Below are 21,753 nucleotides of genomic sequence, written 5' to 3'. Positions count from 1 at the left end.
GTCTCCTTTGTTTTATACGATTTATTCAGTACTTATTTGAATACGGCGACGAAGCCGCCGTGCGGCTTGATCGTGATGCGCTGGCGGCCGCCGCGGATTGCGGCCTGCGCGAACGCGCGCTCGCCGTCGCCGTCCGCGATCATCTGCCCTGCCCTGCCCTCCAGGAAGCCCAGGTCGAGGTCAAGCGCGAGCGCCTGCTCGCCGGCGTTGAAGCCGGCCAGATACCAGGCGTTGCCGCTCTTGCGGGCGATGACGGCGTAGCGGCCCGGGTAGCCGTCGACGAATTTCACGTCGTCCCAGCTGCGCGGCAGTGCGCGCAGGAAGTCCTTGACGTAGCCGGGTGCGCTCGCCATGCCTTCCGGTGTCTCGGCGAAGTGCTGGATCCCGGACAGGAACAGCACCGACTCGGCCAGCTCGAAGCCGTTGCGCGTGCTGCGGCGGATCTTCGGGATGTCGCCGAAGGCCATCGGCGTGAAGTCCATCGGGTCGAACAGGTTGCGCGTGAACGGCAGCATGGCGGCGTGCGCTGGCACCGCATCCTCGTCCTTCTGCTCGAAGGTCGTGAACTCGAAACCGCGCACGGCTTCCATCGTCATCAGGTTCGGATACATGCGCGACCAGCCGCGCGGCAGCGTCGCACCGTGGAAGTTGACCAGCAGGCCGGCCGCCGCGGCGTCGTTCAGGATGTCGATGTAGTACTGGATCATCGAGCGGCCGTCGCCGCCGAAGAAGTCGATCTTGACGCCTTTGATGCCCATCTTCGCCAGCCGCGCGAATTCGGCGACGCGCTGCTCGTGGGTGAGCAGCTTGCTCTTGGGCGTCATCTCGGTCTTGTTCCAGGACCCGGACGAGTTGTACCAGGCCAGCAGCCCGATGTTTTTCGACGCGGCGTAGCGCGCCAGTTCCGCCATCTTGTCGTAGCCGATCCGGCGGTCCCATTCGGCGTCGACCAGGGTGTAGTCCCAATGCATGTCGACGGCGTAGTCGATGAATTTCTTCTGGACGTCGAACACGGTGGCCTCGTCCTTCAGCAGCGCCCAGCTCCACGACGCGTGGCCGGGACGCGCCAGCGCCGCATCGAAGCGGATCGCGGGCGGGGCCAGGTCGGTGCCGAGGGTGGACTCGACCAGGGTCGCCAGGCTGCCGAGCGCGATCACGCGCCAGGGCGAGGCCAGGGTACCGCGGCTTTCGGCCAGCAGGCCGCCGCCGGGGAAGACTTCCGGCGCCATCGGCACGCCCATTTTATAGACGCCACCGCCCGAATCGGCCTGCAGGCGCGAGGCGTGCCAGCTGCCGTCCATGTTGGTCTCGGTCAGCGCGACCCAGGTGTCGCCGGTACGGAACAGTGCCGGGAACACCCAGCCGGCGCTGTTTGGCGCCGGCGTGCCGACCGCGATCTCGCGCTGGTAGTGTTCCTCGTAGGACGGATTGGTATTCGCGAACCCGGTCTGGGCGACCGCCATCGGCTGCAGCCAGGCTTTGGCACCGGCGTCGAAGCGGAAGCTGGTCGACTCGGCCATGAATTTTTCATCCGCCAGCCCGGCATCGCGCACCAGGTAGCGAAAGGCGACGCCGTCGTTGGAAACGCGGAAGGCCACGTCCAGCGCCTGGCCCTTGGCATTGCGCACGGTGACGGTCTGCTCGCTGGCGCGGTAGCCGATGCGGCGCTTCTTGGCGGTGGCCAGTTCGTAGTCGTCCGCGACCTGCGTCACCGGCGAGGTGGCGGCCAGGCGCAAGCCGTTGGCGAGGTCGGCGCCTTCGAGTTGCAGGCCAAGGCGCGAAGGCAGGATGACCGGGCGGCCGTCGCGCTGGATGCTGTATTCCAGGGTTTGGGCGGGGGTGACGCGGATATCGACGCTGAGGTGGCGGTCGGGGCTGGTGAGGGGGGCGGCCAGCGCGGGAGACGCTGCCAGCAACACCGCCGTCGTCCCCAACCAGCCCGTCATTCCCGCGAAAGCGGGAATCCATGCTGAGTCACTGGTCACGCGTCGTATGGATTCCCGCTTTCGCGGGAATGACGTTTGTTTGGTGGCAGGCGTCATGATCATCAAGTCCACCCCGCATCCACGACAAAATCCTGCGCCGTACACATCTTGCTGTCATCCGCCGCCAGGAACAGCACCATCGAAGCGATGTCCTCCGACATCAGCTTCCCGGGCAGGCACTGCGCGCGCTTGATCTCGGCCTCGCCCGCCTCGTCCAGCCACAAGTCGATCTGGCGCTGGGTCATCACCCAGCCCGGCGTCACAGTGTTCACGCGGATGTTGTGCGGGCCGAGGTCGCGCGCCAGGCAGCGGGTGAAGCCGATGGCGGCGGCCTTGGTGGCGGCGTAGATCGGGTAGTCCGGGTTCTTGGCGTGGAAGGACATCGAGCTGAAGTTGATGACCGAGCCGCCGCCGCGCCGCTTCATGCCTTCCAATGCGGCCTGCACCGTGAAGAACAGCGGGCGCTGGTTGATGGCGATGCGCTCGTCGAAGTACTCGACGCTGACCTCGCCGATGCGGTGGCGGCTGTCGTTAGCGGCGTTGTTGACGATGACGTCGAAGTCGCCGAGCACGCCGGCCAGTTCCGCCATGGTCCGCTGCAGCGCCGGGATGTCGGTGATGTCGCAGTGGCGGAACACCGGGTCGTGCGCGCCCGTGCCCCTCAAGCGCGCCACCAGCGCGTCGCTGGGCTCGGCCAGGATGTCGACAAAGGCGACCGCGGCGCCCTGGGCCACGAAGGCGGCCACGATGGCCTCGCCGATGCCGCTGCCGCCGCCGGTCACGAATACCCGCCTGCCCTGCAGGCTGGGGTAGCTGGCGAGGCGGCTCATAAGGCTTTCACTTTCGCGTGGCCGCCCGGGGTCACGGCCAGCGCGTTGCGCAGCGCCGGACCGAATTGCGGCGATTCGATTTCGAAGGTTTCGCCGGCCTGGACGCTGACATTGTCGGCGAAGCTCAGCGTGGCGGTGCCGAAGAAGTGGATGTGGACGTCGCCCGGGCGCTTGAACAGGCCATATTTGAAATGGTGGTGTTCGAGGTTGGCGATCGTGTGCGACATGTTCTGTTCGCCCGACACGAAGGCCTTTTCCCAGCGCACCTGCCCGGCCGTGTCGCGGATGCGCGATACGCCTTCGACGTGGGCCGGCAGTTCGCCCACCCGCAGCGCCGGGCCGACGCCGCAGCTGCGCAGCTTGGAATGGGCCAGGTATAGGTAGTTCTGGCGCTCGGTCACGTGGTCCGAGAACTCGTTGCCGAGGGCGAAGCCGAGGCGGTAGGGCTGGCCGTCGGCGCCGATCACGTACAGGCCGGCGATCTCCGGCTCTTCGCCGCCATCGAGCGCGAATTCCGGCATGTCGAGCGCCTGGCCGCCGGCGCGCACCACGGAGCCGTCGCCTTTATAAAACCATTCCGGCTGCACGCCGGGGCCCTCGCCCGCCGGCTTGCCGCCTTCGACGCCGAGGCGGAACATCTTCATGCTGTCCGACAGGTTCTCGACGTCGCCGCCGATCTTCTTGTGCATGGCATCGCGCGTGTCGGCGCTGCCCAGGTGGGTCAGGCCGGTGCCGGTGACGTAGCAGTGGGCCGGATCGGGATGGTCGAGCGGCGCCAGCAGGCGGCCCTGCTGCGCGATGGTGGCGTAGGATTCGCTGGAACGGGTGACGGCGCCGCTGGCCAGGGGCGCGATGCCGGTACCACCGGCGATGGCGTCCGCGGCCAGCTCGTAGGTGGTGGCGTAGCCGGCGAGCGCGGTGACGTCGTCGCCGTTCAGGATGCCGACGCGGCGGTCGCCGGTGGCGGTTTTATATTGGATGAGCAGCATCTTCGTGTCTCCTGCTTATTATTGGTTCAATGGGAGTGCTTCGGCACCTCCGACCCGCGGCACCCGACCAGGAAATCGAAGTCGCAGCCCTCGTCCGCCTGCAGCACGTGATCGAGGTACAGGCCCGCATACCCGGTGCGCGGCGCCGGCTTCTGGTTTTCAAGACGATCGGCCAGGCGCGTGCGGATCTCCTCGTCCGGCACGTCCAGGTGCAGGCGTCCGTTGGCGCAATCCAGCTCGATATAGTCGCCGTCGCGCACGATGCCGAGCGGCCCGCCCGCCATCGCCTCCGGCGCCACGTGCAGCACCACGGTGCCGTAGGCGGTACCGCTCATGCGCGCGTCCGAGATGCGCACCATGTCGGTGATGCCGCGCGCCAGCAGTTTCGGCGGCAGTCCCATATTGCCGACTTCCGCCATGCCGGGATAGCCCATCGGCCCACAATTTTTCATCAGCAGCACCGAGTTCTCGTCGACGTCGAGGTCGGGGTCGTTGATGCGCGCCTTGTAGTGGTCGAAGTCCTCGAACACGACGGCTTTGCCGCGGTGCGTCATCAGGTGGGGCGAGGCCGCCGACGGCTTCAGCACGGCGCCGCGCGGGGCCAGGTTGCCGCGCAGGATGCAGATGCCGCCGTCGGCGATCAGCGGCGTATCCAGCTTGCGGATCACTTCGTCGTTGTAGATCGGCGCATCCTGGTTGTTCTCCCAGAGCGATTTACCGTTGACGGTGAGCGCGTCCTTGTGCGGCAGCAGGCCGCCCTCGCCCAGGCGCCGGATCACGCCCGGCAGGCCGCCTGCGTAATAGAACTCTTCCATCAGGAAGCGCCCCGAAGGCAGCAGGTCGACGATGGTCGGGGTGCCCTTGCCGATCGCGGTCCAGTCTTCCAGTTCGAGTTGCACGCCGACGCGGCCGGCGATCGCCTTCAGGTGGATCACGGCGTTGGTCGAGCCGCCGATGGCCGCGTTCACGCGAATGGCGTTCTCGAAATTCTCGCGCGTCAGGATCTTGGAGAGGCGCAGGTCCTCGTTGACCATTTCGACGATGCGCATGCCGGACATGTGGGCCAGCACGTAGCGGCGCGCATCCACCGCCGGAATGGCGGCATTGTGCGGCAACGAGGTGCCGAGCGCTTCGGCCATGCAAGCCATGGTCGACGCCGTGCCCATCGTGTTGCAGGTACCGGCCGAGCGCGAGTGGCCGGCTTCGGCGGCCAGGAAGTCGTGCATCGTGATCTGGCCGGCCTTGGCCTGCTCGTGCAGCTGCCAGACGGCGGTGCCGGAGCCGATGTCCTTGCCGTTCAGTTTACCGTTGAGCATCGGCCCGCCGGTGACGACGATGGCGGGAATGTCGACGCTGGCCGCGCCCATCAGGAGCGCGGGCGTGGTCTTGTCGCAGCCGACCAGCAGCACCACGCCATCCATCGGGTTGCCGCGGATGGATTCCTCGACGTCCATGCTGGCCAGGTTACGGGTCAGCATCGCGGTCGGGCGCAGGTTGGATTCGCCGTTGGAAAACACCGGGAATTCGACCGGAAAGCCGCCGGCTTCCAGGATGCCGCGCTTGACGTGTTCGGCCAGCTTGCGGAAATGGGCGTTGCAGGGGGTGAGTTCGGACCAGGTATTGCAGATGCCGATGATCGGCTTGCCCTGGAATTCATGGTCGGGAATGCCCTGGTTCTTCATCCAGCTGCGGTACATGAAGCCGTTCTTGTCCTGGGTGCCGAACCATGCTGCGGACCGCAGCTTTCTCTTTGTCTCCGACATTATTTTTTCTCCATCTCAGCGGTGCAGAGAGTCTAATTATCTGTGGGATAACTTTCCAATCAATTTTTTGAGTATATCGATACTGCTTTCGGTATCGATTATTCACGCCGAATTCTCACCAAATGTTGCGCGGCCACGTCATTGCAGCAAGCCCCCTACTGTAATTACAATTTCCATGTGACAATACAATATGTAAGTTTAACTGATATACGCTTCTCGATTTCCCCCACGCAGCGCCCCATGATTCCTGTATTCCGCAGTGCCTCCCTGAGTTGGTTCGTGTTGACCGGTGCCGCCCTGTCGTGCTCGCCGGCGCACGCGGGTCAGGACGACAATCCGGCCGTGCTTGCGGACTTGCCTCTGGAACAGCTCATGCAGGTGCAGACCGTGACCTCGGCCTCGCGCTTCGAGCAATCGCTGAGCGAGGCGCCGTCGGCGGTCACCGTGCTGACCTCGCAGGAAATCCGCGAATACGGCTGGCGCACGCTAGGCGAAGCGCTGGCATCGATTCCCGGCCTCTACGTATCGAGCGACCGCAACTATGCCTATCTCGGCGCGCGCGGCTTCCTGCGTCCCGGCGACTACGACAGCCGTTTCCTGCTGCTGGTCGATGGCGTACGCAGCAACGACAACCTGTACGACCAGGCTGCGATCGGTACCGATGCCCTGCTCGACATGGCCCTGGTCGAACGGATCGAGTACGTGGCGGGACCGGGCGCGGCGGTCTATGGCTCGAACGCGCTGTTCGGTGTCATCAACGTGATCACCAAGTCGGGCAGTGCGCTCGGCGGGGTGCGTGTGGCCCAGTCCTTCGGCAGCCTGGGCGATCGGCGCTCGCGGGTCAGTCTCGGTGCCCATGGACAGGACGGCAGCGACCTGGTGCTGTCCGCCAGCCGCTACGCGCGCCGCGGCGGCGACCTGTACTTCCCCGAATTCGACCATCCCGGCACTGGCAACGGCATCGCCCATGGACTGGACTGGGACCGCGCCGATAACCTGTTCGCCAAGCTGCACCGCGGCGCTGTTACCTTCAGTGCCGGCTACGTGGCACGCACCAAGGGCGTGCCCACCGCATCATTAGGGGCGGTCTTCGACACGCCCGGATCCACCCGCGACACCCGGGCACTCGCCGACCTGGCCTACGAGTCCGCCGTCACGGCCGACCTGAGCGTCGCGGCCAGCGTGTTCTGGGGACGCGCGGACTACCTGGGCCTGGGCCTGTATCCGGGCGAAGACGGCAGCGCGCACCTGAACGTCGACGGCGCCCATGCCGCGTGGTACGGCACCAACCTGCACACGACTTACCGCGGGCTGCGCGGCCACAAGCTGCTGGCCGGCGTCGAATGGCAGTACAACCGCCGCCGCGACCAGTTCAACTACGACGTCGCGCCGGCCATGTCGTGGCTCGACGACCGCCGCCGCGGCAACCGCGATGCCGTCTTCGTCGAGGACGAATGGCGGATCGGGCAGGAGACGATCGTCAACGCCGGCCTGCGCTACGACCGCAACAGCGAGACCGGCGCCAAGTTCAGCCCGCGCCTCGCGCTGATCCGGACGCTCACCCCGGCCGACACGCTCAAGCTCATCTACGGTACGGCCTTCCGGACGCCGAACGCCTACGAGCAGTATTACGCGATTCCGGCGCCCGACGGCCAGGAAGCCAATCCGAACCTGCGTCCCGAAGATATCCGCACCCATGAACTGGTGTGGGAGCACCGGCCGGATGCCTATGGCAAGGTGTCGCTGTCGCTGTTCCACTACCAGATGCGCGGCCTGATCACACAGATACTCGACGTGTCGACCGGGCTGCTGCAGTTCACCAATACCCAGCGCGCGACCGCGCACGGCGCTGATCTGGCGGCCGAGCATACCTACGCCAACGGCGTGCGCGTGCGTGCCAACGCCAGCTGGCAGCAGGCTGCCGGCGACCAGGGCCGTGCACTGGTCAACTCGCCGCAGCGGCTGTTCAAGGGCGGCGTCAGCCTACCCTGGGCCGCGCTGGATGCGCGCCTGGCCGGCGAATGGCAATGCGCGTCGCGGCGCCTGACCGAGCATGCGCAGGTAGGCGGCTATTGCAGCGCCAACCTGGTCCTCGGCTCGGCCGGCGCCGGCCGCGGCTGGGACTGGTCCGTCGCGCTCTACAATGCCTTCGACCACACCTATGCCGATCCGGCTGGCCCCGCCTTCGTGCAGGAGGCCATCGTGCGCGACGGCCGCAGCGTCGTCGGCAAGCTCGAGTACCGGTTCTGAGATGATGAACCGGTACCTGCCCCTGTCCGCCGCGCTGCTGGCGCTGCACGTCCTGCTCGCAGCGCCGTCCTGCCTGGCCCAGGGACAGGACGACCAGCTCAAGGCGGCCTACATCCTGAATATCGCCATGTTCACGACCTGGCCGGCCGCGCCTGCCCCGGCCCGGGCATTGACGGTGTGCGCCAGTCCCCAGCATTCGCTGTGGGACAGCCTGCGCCAGCTCGACGGCCGCAACGTCAACGGGCGCACCTGGGCAACCGTCGATGCCGGTGCCGCAAGCGGCAAGCCGTGCAACATCGTCGTCGTCAGCGCCGCCCGCGCACCGCGCAGCGCGCCGAAAGAGGCGGGCAACGCCTTGTACGTGGTCGACGGCACGCCGTCCGCCCCCTATGCGGGCGCCGTCGCCCTGGTCGAGGAATCCCAGCACATCCGCTTCGACGTCGACACGCGCGAGGCGGCCCGGGTCGGCATCAAGTTCAGTTCGCGCCTGCTGCGCCTGGCCCGCAACGTCATATGAGCATCTTCAGGAAAAGGCGCGGCCCGGCGCGTGGCCGGCCGGGCGACCGCACATCGATAGCGTCGACCATCGGTGCCGGCCAGATCGTGGCGGCCATCGCCGGCCTGGTGATCGCCAGCGTGGTCCTGCTGGCCTACCAGTTCGTCTCGCTGCGCAATGCCTTGACCAACGAAGCCCGGGTCCAGGCCGGCATCGTCGCCGACAACATCACGGCATCGCTGATGTTCGGCGACCGCGAGGCCGCGGCCGACATGCTGCGTCCGCTGCACTTCGCGACCGACCTGATGTCGGCCACGGTCTACGACAGCGGCGGCCAGCGCTTCGTCAGCTATGTCCCGGGCGGACAGGCGCAACCGGTGCAGGACACGGCGGGGACCGTCAGCGTCGAAGCGCCGGTCGCTTACCGCGGCCGGAAAATCGGCAGGGTCGAGCTAGTCATGAACATGACGAGCCTGCGCGTGGAACTGCTGCGCTACGCCGTGTTCCTGGCGCTGACGATCGCCGGCGCGCTCGCCATCGTGATGCCGATCGTGCGCCGCACGCGTTCGCGGGTAGCGCGCGCGGAGCGCGAACTCGACTACCTGGCCTACACCGATCCGGTGACCGCGCTGCCGAACCGGCGCGCCACCTATCTGCGGCTCGAGCATGAGCTGGCCCTGCCCGAGGCACGCCTGGCGCTGCTGCTGCTCGACCTCGACAACTTCAAGGTCGTGAACGACACCCTCGGCCATTCGGCCGGCGACGAATTGCTGCGCAAGGTCGCGGCGGCGCTGCGCGACGCGGTCGGCGACGCCGGTGTCGTCGGCCGGATCGGCGGCGACGAGTTCGCAATCATCCTGGCGCCGCTGGCCCGGCGCGGCGCTGCGCTGGCAGTGGCCGAGGCGGTCGCGGCATCGCTGCGCGTGCCCTTCCCGCTCGAACAGGGCGAGGTCTTCGCCAGCGCCAGCATCGGCATGTGCGTGTATCCCGACGATGTCGCCGGTTCGACCGAACTGCTCAGCAGTGCGGACACGGCGCTGTACGCCGCCAAGAACGGTGGACGCAACCGCGTCGTCGATTTCCGTCCCGAGATGACGCTTGCGACCCAGCGGCGCGCACGGCTCGAACGCGAATTGCGCAAGGCGCTGGAAGCCGAAGCCTTGTGCGTGTACTACCAACCGCAGTTCGATTGCAGCGGCCGCCAGATCATCGGGGTCGAGGCGCTGGTGCGCTGGCCGCATGCGGAACATGGTTTCGTGTCGCCGGCCGAGTTCATTCCGATTGCCGAAGAAACCGGCATGATCGTCGAGCTCGGCCGCTGGGTGCTGCGGCGTGCCTGCCACGACGTGGCGCGCTGGCTGCGCGCCGGCATGCCTGAACTGAGCCTGGCGGTCAACGTGTCGGCGCGCCAGCTGCGCGAGCCGGGCTTCATCGACGACGTGACGCGGGCGCTGGCCGACAACGGCCTGCCGGCCGCCATCCTGGAACTGGAATTGACCGAAAGCTTGCTCATGGAAAACGTTGATGCGGCAATCGAGTTCATGCAGCAAATCCGTGCGGCCGGCATTCGCCTGTCGATCGACGACTTCGGCACCGGTTATTCGTCGCTGTCCTACCTGCAATCGTTTCCGATCAACCAGCTGAAGATCGACCGCAGCTTCGTCCAGCTGCTGCCGCAGCAAGGCGAGACCATCGCCCGGGCCATCATCTCGCTGGGACGGGGCTTCGGCCTGACCGTGCTGGCCGAAGGCGTGGAAGACCAGGCCCAGCTCGAGTGGCTGCGTGCGGCCGGCTGCGATTACGTGCAGGGTTTCTTGCTGGGCAAGCCGATGCCCGCCGCGGACATCCTGGCGCGCTTCGCCGCGGACAGCCGTCCGTCCGCCGCGGCATGAACGCCGGCTTTACTTCTCTACCGAAAACCTGAAGCGCGACTCGGTCGCATAGATCTCCCCCGGCCGCAGGATCGTGCTCGGATACTCCGGCTGGTTGGGCGAATCGGGAAAATGCTCGGGTTCCAGGCACAGGCCGCTGCGGAATTCGTACTGGCGGCCGCCCTTGCCCGTCAGCGAACTGTCCAGGAAGTTGCCGCTGTAAAACTGCACGCCCGGTTCCTGGGTCCACAATTCCAGCACCCGCCCCGATGCCGGCTCGAGCACGTGGGCCGCGCGCTGCAGCGCCTTGCTGCCCGGGGTGCGGTTCAGCACCCAGCAGTGGTCGTAGCCGATGCCGTGGCGCAGCTGCTTGTCCGGCTGCTCGATGCGCTCGCCGATCGCGCGCGGCTTGCGGAAGTCGAACGGGGTGCCTGTTACGGGGGACAGCTCGCCCAGCGGGATGGCGCCGGTGTCGATCGGCACGAAGCGGTCGGCATCGATGGTCAGCACGTGGTCGAGGATGTCGCCGCCGGGGCCCGCCGCGCCATGCAGGTTGAAATAGCTGTGCTGGGTCAGGTTCACCGGCGTCGGCTGGTCGGTCGTGGCCTGGAAGCGCACGACGATCTCGTTGTCGTCGCTCAGGCTGTAGCGCACGGTAGCCTCCAGGTTGCCGGGATAGCCCTGTTCGCCATCGGCGCTGCGGTGGCGCAGCACCAGCGAACCGTCCTCGACGGCGGCCTGCCACAACACCTTGTCGAAACCGGGTTCGCCGCCGTGCAGGTGGTTTTCACCGTTGTTGACCGGCAGCTGGTAGGTCCTGCTGTCCAGCGTGAAGCGGCCCTTGGCGATGCGGTTGCCGTAGCGGCCGATCAGCGCGCCGAAATACGGGCTGTCCTTCAGGTAGGGTTCGAGGGTGTCGAAGCCGAGCGCCACGTCGGCGAACTGGCCGGCGCGGTCCGGCACGTGGATCTGGGTGATGATCCCGCCGAAATCCAGGATCTTGACGATCATGCCCGCAGCGTTCGTGAGCGTAAATTGACTGACTTGCGCACCGTCGGGCAAGGTCCCGAACGGCGCCCGCGTGATGTCGGTGTGCACGTTGTCCTATCCTCAAAAATGAATTGATGGTGATCCTAGCACGGGCTGCACCGATGGCCGCGTCACGCTGGTGATCACATTCGTTAAGAATATTCCTAATCAGCTTAAGACTGCTCCTAATACCAGTAGGATAGTTCCGTGCAAGACACAATCCTTACTCCTCTTTTCACCACGCAAGCGTCGAGGCATCATGGCATCAGCATGTATTACAAACTTCATCGAACCCATCCTTGGCACCGACGTCGACACGATCGCCGACCCGCTCCAGATTCCCGCCGCCTTCGAGGTGGCGCGCGCCAACCTGCTGTCCGCCCATTACACGCCCTTCGATTACGTGAATGCCCAGGCACGCGTGGTCGTGGTCGGGATCACGCCCGGTTTCGCACAATGGAAAAACGCGGTGCGCGAAGCCCGGCGCCAGCTAATGGCGGACGCGCCGCTGGCGGAGGTGCTGCGCGCGGCCAAGTACACCGGCGCCTTCAGCGGCGCGATCCGGCCCAACCTGGTGGCGCTGCTGGACCACGTCGGCCTGCAGCGCTGGCTCGGCATCGCCAGCTGCGCCACCCTGTGGCACGCCGACGCGCGCCTGATGCACGTGACCGCGGTGCTGCGCCATGCAATCTTTGTGGACGGCAAAAACTACAACGGCGCCAATCCGAACATGATCGCCACGCCCCTGCTGCAGGGCCAGATGCTCGATCACTTCGCGCACGAGGCGGCGCTGCTGCCGGACACGGTCTACGTGCCGCTCGGGCCCAAGGTCGGCCAGGCGCTGTCGTGGCTGGCGGCGCGGGGGGTGCTCGATGAGGCGCGCATCCTGCATGGCATCCCGCATCCGTCCGGCGCCAACGCCGAGCGTATCGCCTACTTCCTCGGCCGCAAGGAAAAAGCCGCGCTCTCGAGCCGCACCAACGGCGACCAGATCGATCGCGACCGCCTCCAGCTGGCTGCGAAAATGGCGGCCCTCGGCCTGCATTGATAGCGTTATCGCCCGTTTGACCAGCCTGCCTGTCGTGCTACGCGCCGGGCCGTGCCGGATTACACTGGAACTGTCCCGCAATGACTAGGTCGATCATGCCCATTCCTGCGCCCCTGGGAAGTCACCCCGCCTGGTTTTACCAGAGAATGATCGTCGCCAGTAGCAATGGCATCCTGGTCACCGACCCGCACCAGCCGGACAATCCCATCGTCTACGTCAACCCCGCCTTCGAGGCGTATTCGGGCTATGCCCACGACGAAGTCGTCGGCCGCAACTGCCGTTTCCTGCAGGGCGAAGACCGCCGCCAGCCGGGCCTGGACCAGCTGCGCGCCTGCATCGCCGACCAGCGCCCCTGCACCACCACCCTGCGCAACTACCGCAAGGACGGCACCATGATGTGGGTGCGCATGCACATCTTCCCGCTGCACGACGAGTTCGGGCGGCTTATGAATTTCGCCGGCTTCCTGCAGGACGTGACCGACGCCATCGAAGGCCAGCGCGCCGCCGAGGAGGCGCGCCGGCGCCTCAGCACTGTCCTGGAGAGCATCGCCGACGGCTGCTTCTCGCTCGACCGCGAATGGCGCTTTACCTACATCAACGCGCGCGGCGCGGCCTGGCTGGAGCGCCATGCGCACGACCTGATCGGCAAGCACATCTGGGACGAATTTCCGGAAGCGGTCGGCAGCGACTTCCACCTGGCTTACCGGCGCGCGGCGGCCTCGCGCGAATTCACCTCCGTCGAAAGCTACTATGCCCCGCTCGGCATCTGGCTCGAGGCGCGCGCCTACCCGACCCAGGAAGGCCTGAGCGTGTTCTTTGCCGACGTCACGATGCGCAAGGAAGCCGAGGCCAAGCTGATCCACCTGGTCACGCACGACAGCCTGACCGGCCTGCACAACCGCTTCAGCTGCATGCGCGCGCTCGACGCCGCGCTCACGCGCTCGGTGGACAACGGCGCCAAGGTCGGTGTGCTGTTCATCGACCTGGACCGCTTCAAGGAAGTCAACGACGCCTACGGCCACCAGGCCGGCGACACCGCCTTGCAGGAAATCGGACGCCGCCTGTCGACGTTTTCCGCGGCCGGCACCACCGTCACCCGCATCAGCGGCGACGAATTCGTGATCGTGCTGGAATCGACCGACGCCGGCGCCGCCCGCATGCTCGCGGACAGCGTACTGCGGCGCCTGGCGAAGCCGATCGTGGTGGGCGGCTACCAGGTGATGGTCGGCGCCAGCATCGGCGTGGCGATCGGCAGCGGCGACGAGGTCACGCCCGACGAGCTGCTGAACAACGCCGACGCCGCGATGTACGAAGCCAAGGCCAACGGCCGCCACACCTGCAGCGTGTTCTCGGAAACCGGCACGCGCCTGCTCAAGCAGCGCCTGCAGCTGCGCCAGGAAGTCTTCAACGCGCTCGAGCTGGGCCAGTTCGTGCTGCATTACCAGCCGCAGATCAACGCGGTCAACGGCGCCGTGGTGGGGGCCGAGGCGCTGCTGCGCTGGAACCATCCGCGCCTGGGCCTCCTCAGTCCGCAGATCTTCCTGGGCATGCTCGAGGATTCGCCGGCCATCAACCTGGTCGGCGCCTGGGTGTGCGAGGAAGCCTGCCGCCAGGCGCGTGAGTGGCAAGACATCGGCTTCCAGCTGCAGATGGCGGTGAACGTGTCGCCGCGCCAGCTGACCGACGAGAGCCTGCCGGTCATGCTGAAGGAAGTGGTCGAACGCTACGGGTTGCACCCTGAATGCATCAAGCTGGAAGTCACGGAAAGCATGTTGATGCAGGACATCGACAAGGCCGCGGACGTGCTGCGCATGCTCAAGCTGGAAGGCTTCCGCATCGCGCTTGACGACTTCGGCACCGGCTATTCGAACCTGTCCTACCTGCGCCAGTTCCCGATCACGACGATCAAGATCGACCGTTCCTTCGTGCAGGAAATCGAGCAGGACCGGCGCTGCCTGGACATCGTCAACGGCGTGATCGCGTTTGCCAAGTCGCTCAAGCTGGCGGTGATTTGCGAAGGCATCGAGACCGAGGGCCAGCGCAGCGCGATCCGCTCGACCGGCTGCGACGTGCTGCAGGGTTATTTGATCGGCAAGCCGATGGCGGAGGCGGATTTCAGGAAGCTGCTGCTGGACCAGAGCGCGGCGCAACAGCAGGCCGATCCGGGATGCTGGCAGCAGGGGATGGATGCGGCCGGCTAGGTGCGGCCGGCTAGGTGCGGCCGGCTAGGTGCGGCCGGCTAGGTGCGGCCGGCTAGGTGCGGCCGGCTAGGTGCCGCCGGCTAGGTGCTGTGATACCGTCGTCCCCGCGAAGGCGGGGACCCAAGTTGCACGCGTTTCGGTAACGCCGGCAGCACTTGGGCTCCCGCCTTCGCGGGGACGACGTGCCGAGTGTGACCTAGTGAACAGCAATCGCGTCATGCGCCACTCGCCAGTTTCGCCCGCAGCCCCTCCAGCTGGCGCTTGATCGCCCCCAGCTCATCCGGCGAGCACGCCGTCGCGCACAGCACCTGTTCCTGGATCGCCCCGGCCTCGCGCGCCATCGCGCGGCCGCCATCGGTCAGGGCCACCACCACCTGGCGCTCGTCGGCGGCCGCGCGGGTGCGCGTCACCAGCCTGGCCGCTTCCAAGCGCTTGAGCAGCGGCGTCAGCGTGGCCGAGTCGAGGAACAGGCGGGCGCCGATGTCGGAGACGGTGACCGCGTCGCGCTCCCACAGCACCATCATTACCAGGTATTGCGGGTAGGTGAGATCGAGCTTGCGCAACAGCTTGCGGTAGACCTTGTTCATGGCCAGGCCGGTCGAGTACAGCGCAAAGCAAAGCTGGTTGTCGAGCAGCGGCACGGCGGGGGCATCGGGGGTATCCATGCCGATCATGTTAGATCGCACACTATTCAATTGCAAGCAAGCGGCGGCAAATGATTTATATGAGGGCGATTGGCTGACGCTATGAGTTCAGGCGGCCATGCGCTCGCTGCCGTTCCGGCCCACGGCGCGGTCGCGCCCGGACGCCTTGGCATCGTAGAGCGCGGTGTCGGCCGCCTCCACCCAGGCGCTGCTGGCCTGTTCCGCTTCCTGGGCCGGATAGCCGGCCACCACGCCCAGGCTCAGCGTGACCAGGCCGTTCGGGCTGTCGGCATGCTCGAGCTGCAGCTCGGCCACGGCTTCTCGGATCAGCTCGGCCACCGCCATCGCGCCCTCGAGGTCGGTGTCCGGCAGGATCAGCGCGAATTCCTCGCCACCGTAGCGCGCCGCCAGGTCGGCCGGACGGCGCGCGCCGGACGCGATCGCCAGCGCGACCTGGCGCAGGCAGGCGTCGCCGGCCACGTGGCCGTAGCGGTCGTTGTACTTCTTGAAGAAATCGACGTCGGTCAGGATCAGCGCAAACGGCAGGCCGCTGCGGCGCGCGCGTCCGACTTCGCGTTCCAGCGCTTCCTCGAACAGGCGGCGGTTGCCCAGTCCGGTCAAGCCGTCGCTGTCGGCCAGCGCGCGTAGCGAAATATTGTGCAGTTCGAGCGAGGCGCGCGCGTTGCGCAGCTCGCCGTCCAGCGCTTCGCGCACCTGGATCTGGATGATCATGCGGCGACCGCCCCAGGCCAGCACGGCAACGGCGAAGATCACCACGCAGCTCATCTTGATCACCGTGACTTCCCAGCCGGCCAGGATTTCATGCCTGGATTGGGCGCTGGCGACCAGCAGCGGGAAACCGTCGAGGTGGCGGTAGCTGTACATGCGCTCGATGTGATCGATATTCGAGGTCAACATCGCCGTGCCAACCGGGCCGTTGCGCCGATATAGCTGAAAGACCGGACCATCGCCGATGTCGGTACCGACCATCGACACCTTGAAGGGCCGGCGGTACAGCAGTGTGCCGTCGTCGAGGGCCAGGATGATGGTGCCGGTGTGGCCGACTTCGAAGCGATCGTAGAAGCGGCCGAAGAACTGGAGCCGCAGCGATGCCATCGCCACGCCGCCGAAACTGCCGTCCGGAAGGTTGATCCGGCGCGACAGCGGAATCGCCAGCACGCCGCTGGAGCGGCTGCGGATCGGCTTGCCGACCCGCAGCCCGAGGTCGGTGTGGCTCTTGTGATAAATAAAATAGTCGCGGTCGGCGTTGTTGCCCGGGTATAGCTTTGACAGCGAACTGGCCAGCCGGGCACCGTCGGGACCATAGACGAATGCTTCCTGCAGTTCGGGTGTGTGGTCGACGATCTGGTACAGGCGCGCATTCAGGCGCACCCCGGCCTCGCCCTCTAGCCCATCGTGCTGGTAACGCTCCACGATCTCGACCAGTGCGGCATCGCCCAGCTTGATCGAACTTTCCGCCTGCGACGCCAGCGCACGCGCCATGTTGGCGGTATTCACGCCGGTCTGCTCGATCTGGTGCTGGCGCGCCGTCCACAGACTCCAGCCGTGCAGGCCGACCAGGAACAGGCAAAACCCGACCAGCAGCACGATCGAACGCGTGACCAGCGGCTTGCGCATCTGGTCAAGGCGCTTCAGGCGGCGGTCGACATGATCGTTGGAATGGGGCATCAGGCAGGCACGGCGAAACGAAGTGTGAACGCAGCATAGCCGCGACTCCACAATAAGTCCACACCGCAACATCCCTTTGTTGATCGGTAGCGCCGCGTTGCTGACTGTTTGTCAATGGAAGGTTGCCGTACAACAACAAGCATGGGTTTTTCTACCATCATCGTCCGGCGGAGTACGTTTACACGGCATATATGGCGCCGACCTCACCTTTTACACCCCGTTTCGCAACGGCCTCCTAAGCTGCTTGCGTCGTCAACTACATCCTGGAAGAACAAAATGGACGTCCTGTATATCTGCGCGACGGTGGTGCTGACCGCCCTCGCGTGCGGCCTGGCCCAAGCCTGCGCCAAGCTGGGGGGCAAGCAATGAACCTGACTTATTGGGCCGCCGGCATTGCCGCGGCCGGCGTGCTGCTGTACCTGGTGGTGGCCCAGCTGAATGCGGAGGAGCTGTAAATGAACACCGATGCCATCGTATTGCTCGCGGTCTTCCTGGCCGTGGTCACGCTGCTGGCGCTGCCGCTGGGGCGCCTGCTGGCCGCCGTCGGCGGCGCCGGCAAGGTGCCCGGCCTCGGCTGGCTGGCGCCGCTCGAACGCCTGTGCTACCGCGCGGCCGGCGTCGACCCGGCACAGGGCATGGGCTGGAAATCGTATGCGCTCGGGCTGCTGCTGTTCAACGGCTTCGGCGCGCTGCTGGTCTATGCCGTGCAGCGCCTGCAAGGCGTGCTGCCGCTGAACCCGCAGGGCCTCGGTGCCGTCTCGCCCGACTCCGCCTTCAATACCGCCGTGAGCTTCGTCGCCAACACCAACTGGCAAGGCTACAGCGGCGAGCAGACCATGAGCTATCTCACCCAGATGGTGGTGCTGGCCGGCCAGAACTTCTTCTCGGCCGCCACCGGCATCGCCGTGGTCTATGCCCTGATCCGCGGCCTGGCTGCGCGCTCCTCCAAGTCAGTCGGCAACTTCTGGGCCGACCTGGTACGCGTCACGCTGTACGTGCTGCTGCCGCTGTCGCTGGTGCTGGCCGTGTTCCTGGTCGGCCGCGGCGTGATCCAGAACTTCGCACCCTATCAGCAAGCCACGCTGGTCGAGCCGGTCACCTACTCGCAGCCGAAACTCGACGCCGCAGGCCAGCCGCTCAAGGACCAGGCCGGCGCGCCGCTGATGGAAGACATCACCGCAACCACCCAGACCATCGCCATGGGCCCGGTCGCGTCCCAGGAAGCGATCAAGATGCTGGGCACGAACGGCGGCGGCTTCTTCAACGCCAACTCGGCCCATCCCTACGAAAACCCGGACGCGCTGACCAATTTCGCGCAGATGGTGGCGATCTTCCTGATCCCGGCCGCGCTGTGCTTCGCTTTCGGGCGTATGGTCGGCGACACCCGCCAGGGCTGGGCCGTGTTCACGGCCATGGCGATCCTGTTCGTGGCCATGACCCTGCTCGTGATGTGGGCCGAACCGCAGGCGCATCCGGCGCTGCAGGCGCTCGGCGTCGACCAGGGCGCAAGCGCGCTGCAGGCCGGCGGCAACATGGAAGGCAAGGAAACCCGCTTCGGCATGGCCGCCTCCAGCCTGTTCGTGGCCGTCACCACCGCCGCCTCCTGCGGCGCCGTCAACGCCATGCACGATTCCCTGATGCCTCTCGGCGGCCTGGCGCCGCTGGCGCTGATGCAATTCGGCGAAGTCGTGTTCGGCGGCGTCGGCTCCGGCCTGTACGGCATGCTGGTGTTCGCCGTGCTGGGCGTGTTCATTGCCGGCCTGATGATCGGCCGCACCCCGGAATACCTGGGCAAGAAGATCCAGTCATTCGACATGAAGATGGTGTCGATCGCGATCCTGGTGACGCCGATCCTGGTCCTGGGCGGCACCGCCATTGCCGTCGCCACCAGCGCCGGCACCGCGGGCGTGGCCAACCCGGGCGCGCACGGCTTCTCGGAGATCCTGTACGCCTTCACCTCGGCCGCCAACAACAACGGCAGCGCCTTCGCGGGACTGTCGGCCAACACGCCCTTCTACAACGTGATGCTGGCGATCGCCATGTGGTTCGGCCGCTTCGCGATGATCGTGCCGGTGCTGGCGCTGGCCGGTTCGCTGGCGGCCAAGCCGCGCCTGGCGGTCACTGCCGGCACCATGCCGACCCATGGCCCGCTGTTCGTCGGTCTCCTGATCGGCGCGGTGCTGCTCGTCGGCGTCCTGAACTACGTCCCGGCGCTGGCGCTCGGCCCGGTGGCCGAACACCTGCAACTGTTTTCAGCAAAATAAGAAGGAGCTGCGCACATGTCGCATGCCAATAAAGTCAGCATGTTCGATCCGAAACTGGCCGGCCCGGCCGTGATCGACTCGTTCCGCAAACTCGACCCGCGCAAGCAGTGGCGCAGCCCGGTGATGTTCGTGGTGTACGTCGGTTCCATCATCACCACGCTGCTGTGGCTGGACGCCCTGCGCGGCAACGGCGAAGCGTCGGCAGGTTTCGTTTTTTCAATCAGCCTGTGGCTGTGGTTCACGGTGCTGTTCGCGAACTTCGCCGAAAGCCTGGCCGAAGGCCGCAGCAAGGCCCAGGCGGCCGCGCTGCGCGCCCTCAAGCAGACCGTGATGGCCAAGAAGCTGAGCGCCCCCCAGCACGGCACCACGTGGCTGCCCTGCCCCGCCACCGACCTGCGCAAGGGCATGTTCGTGCTGGTCGAAGCCGGCGACATCATCCCCGCCGACGCCGACGTGGTGCAGGGCGTGGCCTCGGTAGACGAATCGGCCATCACCGGCGAATCGGCGCCGGTGATCCGCGAATCCGGCGGCGACTTCTCGGCCGTCACCGGCGGCACCCGCGTGCTGTCGGACTGGCTGGTGCTGAAGATCGCCGTGAATCCGGGCGAAGCCTTCATCGACCGCATGATCGCCATGGTCGAAGGCGCCAACCGCAAGAAGACGCCGAACGAGATCGCGCTGACCATCCTGCTGGTGGCGCTGACCATCGTGTTCCTGGTGGTCACGGCGACGCTGCTGCCGTTCTCGCTGTTCGCGGTGGATGCGGCCAAGGCGGCCGGCGTCGCCAGCCTGCCGATCACGGTGACGGTGCTGGTGGCGCTGCTGGTGTGCCTGATCCCGACCACCATCGGCGGCCTGCTGTCCGCCATCGGCGTGGCCGGCATGAGCCGCATGATGGGCGCCAACGTGATCGCGACCTCGGGCCGCGCGGTGGAAGCCGCCGGCGACGTCGACGTGCTGCTGCTGGACAAGACCGGCACCATCACCCTCGGCAACCGCCAGGCCTCCACCTTCCTGCCGGCGCCGGGCGTCACCGAGCGCGAACTGGCCGAAGCCGCGCAACTGGCCTCGCTGGCCGACGAGACCCCGGAAGGCCGCAGCATCGTGGTGCTGGCCAAGCAGAAGTTCAATCTGCGTGCCCGCGAGATGGCGGAACTGAACGCGGAGTTCGTGCCGTTCACCGCGCAGACCCGCATGAGCGGCGTCGATCTCGACGAGCGCCCGCTGCGCAAGGGCGCGGCCGACACCATGCGCAAGTACGTGCTGGGCCTCGGCTACGACTACCCGGCCGCGGTCGGCCATGCGGTGGACGACGTGTCGCGCCGCGGCAGCACGCCACTGGTGGTGGTCGACGGCGGCCGCGTGATGGGCGTGGTGGAACTGAAGGACATCGTCAAGGGCGGCATCAAGGAGCGCTTCGCCGAACTGCGGCGCATGGGCATCAAGACCGTGATGATCACCGGCGACAACCGCCTGACGGCGGCGGCGATCGCGGCCGAAGCCGGGGTCGACGACTTCCTGGCCGAAGCCACGCCCGAGGACAAGCTGAAGCTGATCCGCCAGTACCAGTCCGACGGCCGCCTGGTGGCAATGACCGGCGACGGTACCAACGACGCCCCGGCGCTGGCCCAGGCCGACGTCGCGGTGGCGATGAACAGCGGCACCCAGGCGGCCAAGGAAGCCGGCAACATGGTCGACCTCGATTCGAACCCGACCAAGCTGCTCGAGATCGTCGAGATCGGGAAGCAGATGCTGATGACGCGCGGCGCCCTGACCACCTTCTCGATCGCCAACGACATCGCCAAGTACTTCGCGATCATCCCGGCGGCCTTTGTCGCCACCTACCCGCAGCTGAAGGCGCTCGACGTGATGCACCTCGCCAGTCCGGGCTCGGCGATCATGTCGGCGGTGATCTTCAATGCGCTGATCATCGTGTTCCTGATCCCGCTGGCGCTGAAGGGCATCGCCTACCGCGCGATCGGCGCCGCAGCCCTCCTGCGCCGCAACATGCTGGTGTACGGCCTGGGCGGCATCCTTCTGCCGTTCGCCGGCATCAAACTGATCGACATGGCGCTGGCCGCCATGAATATGGCTTAATTTAGGAACGCATCATGACATCCCAATTCCGTCCCGCCCTCGTGCTGCTGCTGGCGCTGACCCTGCTGTGCGGCGGCGTCTATCCGCTGCTGGTGACCGGTGCCGGCAAGCTCGTCTTCCCGGCGCAGGCGGCCGGCAGCCTGATCGCCGAAGGCGGCAAGCTGCGCGGCTCCAGCCTGATCGGCCAGCCGTTCTCGTCCCCGCGCTACTTCTGGGGCCGCCCGTCGGCCACCGCGCCGATGCCCTACAATGCGGCCGGCTCCTCGGGTTCCAACCAGGGTCCGCTGAACCCGGCGCTGGTGGAGGCGGTGAAAGGCCGCATCGACGCCCTCCATGCGGCCGACCCGGCCAACAAGGCGCCGGTGCCGGTCGACCTGGTGACCGCCTCCGCCAGCGGCCTCGATCCGGAGATCAGCCCGGCGGCCATCCTGTACCAGCTCGGGCGCGTGGCGCGCGCCCGCGGCATCGCCCCGGCGTCCCTGCAGGAACTGGTGGGACGCCACACGCGGCAGCCGCTGCTGGGCATGTTCGGCGAAGCGCGCGTGAATGTGCTGGAATTGAACCTGGCACTGGACCGCTATTTCCCGGTACGCTGAG

16 protein-coding genes are annotated in these 21,753 nt (G+C 66.6%); 9 read left to right on the top strand and 7 right to left on the bottom strand.

Going from position 1 to position 21,753, the window contains the following annotated elements; all coding sequences use genetic code 11:
* Window positions 1–32 precede the first annotated feature (32 nt).
* The 4 genes from U1H99_RS21545 to U1H99_RS21530 form a co-directional block, all read right to left on the bottom strand.
* The gene (locus U1H99_RS21545) at window positions 33–1,946 is read right to left on the bottom strand and encodes a glycoside hydrolase family 97 protein (RefSeq protein WP_323143773.1); all 1,914 of its coding nucleotides are present in this window, start codon (window positions 1,944–1,946) and stop codon (window positions 33–35) included.
* 101 nt (window positions 1,947–2,047) lie between these two features.
* Window positions 2,048–2,815, bottom strand: coding sequence for an SDR family NAD(P)-dependent oxidoreductase (locus U1H99_RS21540; RefSeq protein ID WP_323143772.1), 768 nt, complete (start codon window positions 2,813–2,815; stop codon window positions 2,048–2,050).
* Window positions 2,812–3,804 (bottom strand): AraD1 family protein, encoded by a 993-nt coding sequence (gene araD1, locus U1H99_RS21535; protein WP_323143771.1) that lies wholly within the window; start codon window positions 3,802–3,804, stop codon window positions 2,812–2,814. Before araD1 ends, U1H99_RS21540 begins: the two co-directional genes overlap by 4 nt.
* Window positions 3,805–3,830: 26 nt before the next feature.
* Window positions 3,831–5,567 (bottom strand): IlvD/Edd family dehydratase, encoded by a 1,737-nt coding sequence (locus tag U1H99_RS21530; protein ID WP_323143770.1) that lies wholly within the window; start codon window positions 5,565–5,567, stop codon window positions 3,831–3,833.
* Between the two features lie 240 nt (window positions 5,568–5,807).
* Between U1H99_RS21530 and U1H99_RS21525 the strand changes: the two genes are divergently transcribed.
* From U1H99_RS21525 to U1H99_RS21515, 3 genes are read left to right on the top strand one after another with little or no spacing between them, the layout of a single operon-like run.
* On the top strand, window positions 5,808–7,817 hold the full coding sequence (locus U1H99_RS21525; protein WP_323143769.1) for a TonB-dependent receptor plug domain-containing protein: 2,010 nt from the start codon (window positions 5,808–5,810) through the stop codon (window positions 7,815–7,817).
* A 1-nt stretch (window position 7,818) separates the two neighbouring features.
* Window positions 7,819–8,334 carry a YfiR family protein gene (locus U1H99_RS21520; protein WP_323143768.1) on the top strand — a complete coding sequence of 172 codons (516 nt, stop codon included), beginning with the start codon at window positions 7,819–7,821 and terminating at the stop codon, window positions 8,332–8,334.
* Complete coding sequence (locus tag U1H99_RS21515) at window positions 8,331–10,205, top strand: putative bifunctional diguanylate cyclase/phosphodiesterase (RefSeq protein ID WP_323143767.1); 1,875 nt, start codon at window positions 8,331–8,333, stop codon at window positions 10,203–10,205. The genes U1H99_RS21520 and U1H99_RS21515 overlap by 4 nt, the downstream gene beginning before the upstream one ends.
* 9 nt (window positions 10,206–10,214) lie before the next feature.
* Here the strand turns inward: U1H99_RS21515 and U1H99_RS21510 are convergent, their stop codons facing one another.
* Entirely contained in the window at window positions 10,215–11,282 is a 1,068-nt protein-coding gene (locus U1H99_RS21510) for an aldose epimerase family protein (protein WP_323143766.1), read from the bottom strand.
* A 190-nt stretch (window positions 11,283–11,472) separates the two neighbouring features.
* Between U1H99_RS21510 and U1H99_RS21505 the strand changes: the two genes are divergently transcribed.
* Both U1H99_RS21505 and U1H99_RS21500 read left to right on the top strand, forming a co-directional pair.
* Complete coding sequence (locus tag U1H99_RS21505; protein ID WP_323143765.1) at window positions 11,473–12,261, top strand: hypothetical protein; 789 nt, start codon at window positions 11,473–11,475, stop codon at window positions 12,259–12,261.
* A 146-nt stretch (window positions 12,262–12,407) separates the two neighbouring features.
* Window positions 12,408–14,462 (top strand): putative bifunctional diguanylate cyclase/phosphodiesterase, encoded by a 2,055-nt coding sequence (locus tag U1H99_RS21500; RefSeq protein ID WP_323143764.1) that lies wholly within the window; start codon window positions 12,408–12,410, stop codon window positions 14,460–14,462.
* Between the two features lie 215 nt (window positions 14,463–14,677).
* Here the strand turns inward: U1H99_RS21500 and U1H99_RS21495 are convergent, their stop codons facing one another.
* Both U1H99_RS21495 and U1H99_RS21490 read right to left on the bottom strand, forming a co-directional pair.
* Window positions 14,678–15,127: a MarR family winged helix-turn-helix transcriptional regulator gene (locus tag U1H99_RS21495; protein ID WP_323143763.1), complete on the bottom strand. Its 450-nt coding sequence runs from the start codon at window positions 15,125–15,127 to the stop codon at window positions 14,678–14,680.
* An 87-nt stretch (window positions 15,128–15,214) separates the two neighbouring features.
* Complete coding sequence (locus tag U1H99_RS21490) at window positions 15,215–16,795, bottom strand: diguanylate cyclase (RefSeq protein WP_323143762.1); 1,581 nt, start codon at window positions 16,793–16,795, stop codon at window positions 15,215–15,217.
* A 365-nt stretch (window positions 16,796–17,160) separates the two neighbouring features.
* On the opposite strand from U1H99_RS21490, the gene U1H99_RS21485 reads away from it, so the two are divergent.
* The 4 genes from U1H99_RS21485 to kdpC are packed head-to-tail and all read left to right on the top strand — an operon-like array spanning window position 17,161 to window position 21,752.
* The gene (locus U1H99_RS21485) at window positions 17,161–17,250 is read left to right on the top strand and encodes a potassium-transporting ATPase subunit F (protein WP_323143761.1); all 90 of its coding nucleotides are present in this window, start codon (window positions 17,161–17,163) and stop codon (window positions 17,248–17,250) included.
* Window positions 17,251–19,059 (top strand): potassium-transporting ATPase subunit KdpA, encoded by a 1,809-nt coding sequence (kdpA, locus tag U1H99_RS21480; RefSeq protein ID WP_323143760.1) that lies wholly within the window; start codon window positions 17,251–17,253, stop codon window positions 19,057–19,059. It abuts the gene before it with no gap.
* A 15-nt stretch (window positions 19,060–19,074) separates the two neighbouring features.
* The gene (gene kdpB / locus U1H99_RS21475; RefSeq protein ID WP_323143759.1) at window positions 19,075–21,156 is read left to right on the top strand and encodes a potassium-transporting ATPase subunit KdpB; all 2,082 of its coding nucleotides are present in this window, start codon (window positions 19,075–19,077) and stop codon (window positions 21,154–21,156) included.
* 14 nt (window positions 21,157–21,170) lie between these two features.
* On the top strand, window positions 21,171–21,752 hold the full coding sequence (kdpC, locus tag U1H99_RS21470) for a potassium-transporting ATPase subunit KdpC (protein WP_323143758.1): 582 nt from the start codon (window positions 21,171–21,173) through the stop codon (window positions 21,750–21,752).
* Window position 21,753 lies beyond the last annotated feature (1 nt).

The organism is Massilia phyllosphaerae (assembly GCF_034659755.1).
In the GTDB taxonomy this organism is placed as follows: Bacteria; Pseudomonadota; Gammaproteobacteria; order Burkholderiales; family Burkholderiaceae_D; genus Telluria; species Telluria phyllosphaerae.
This window is presented reverse-complemented; position numbering and strand designations above follow the sequence as displayed.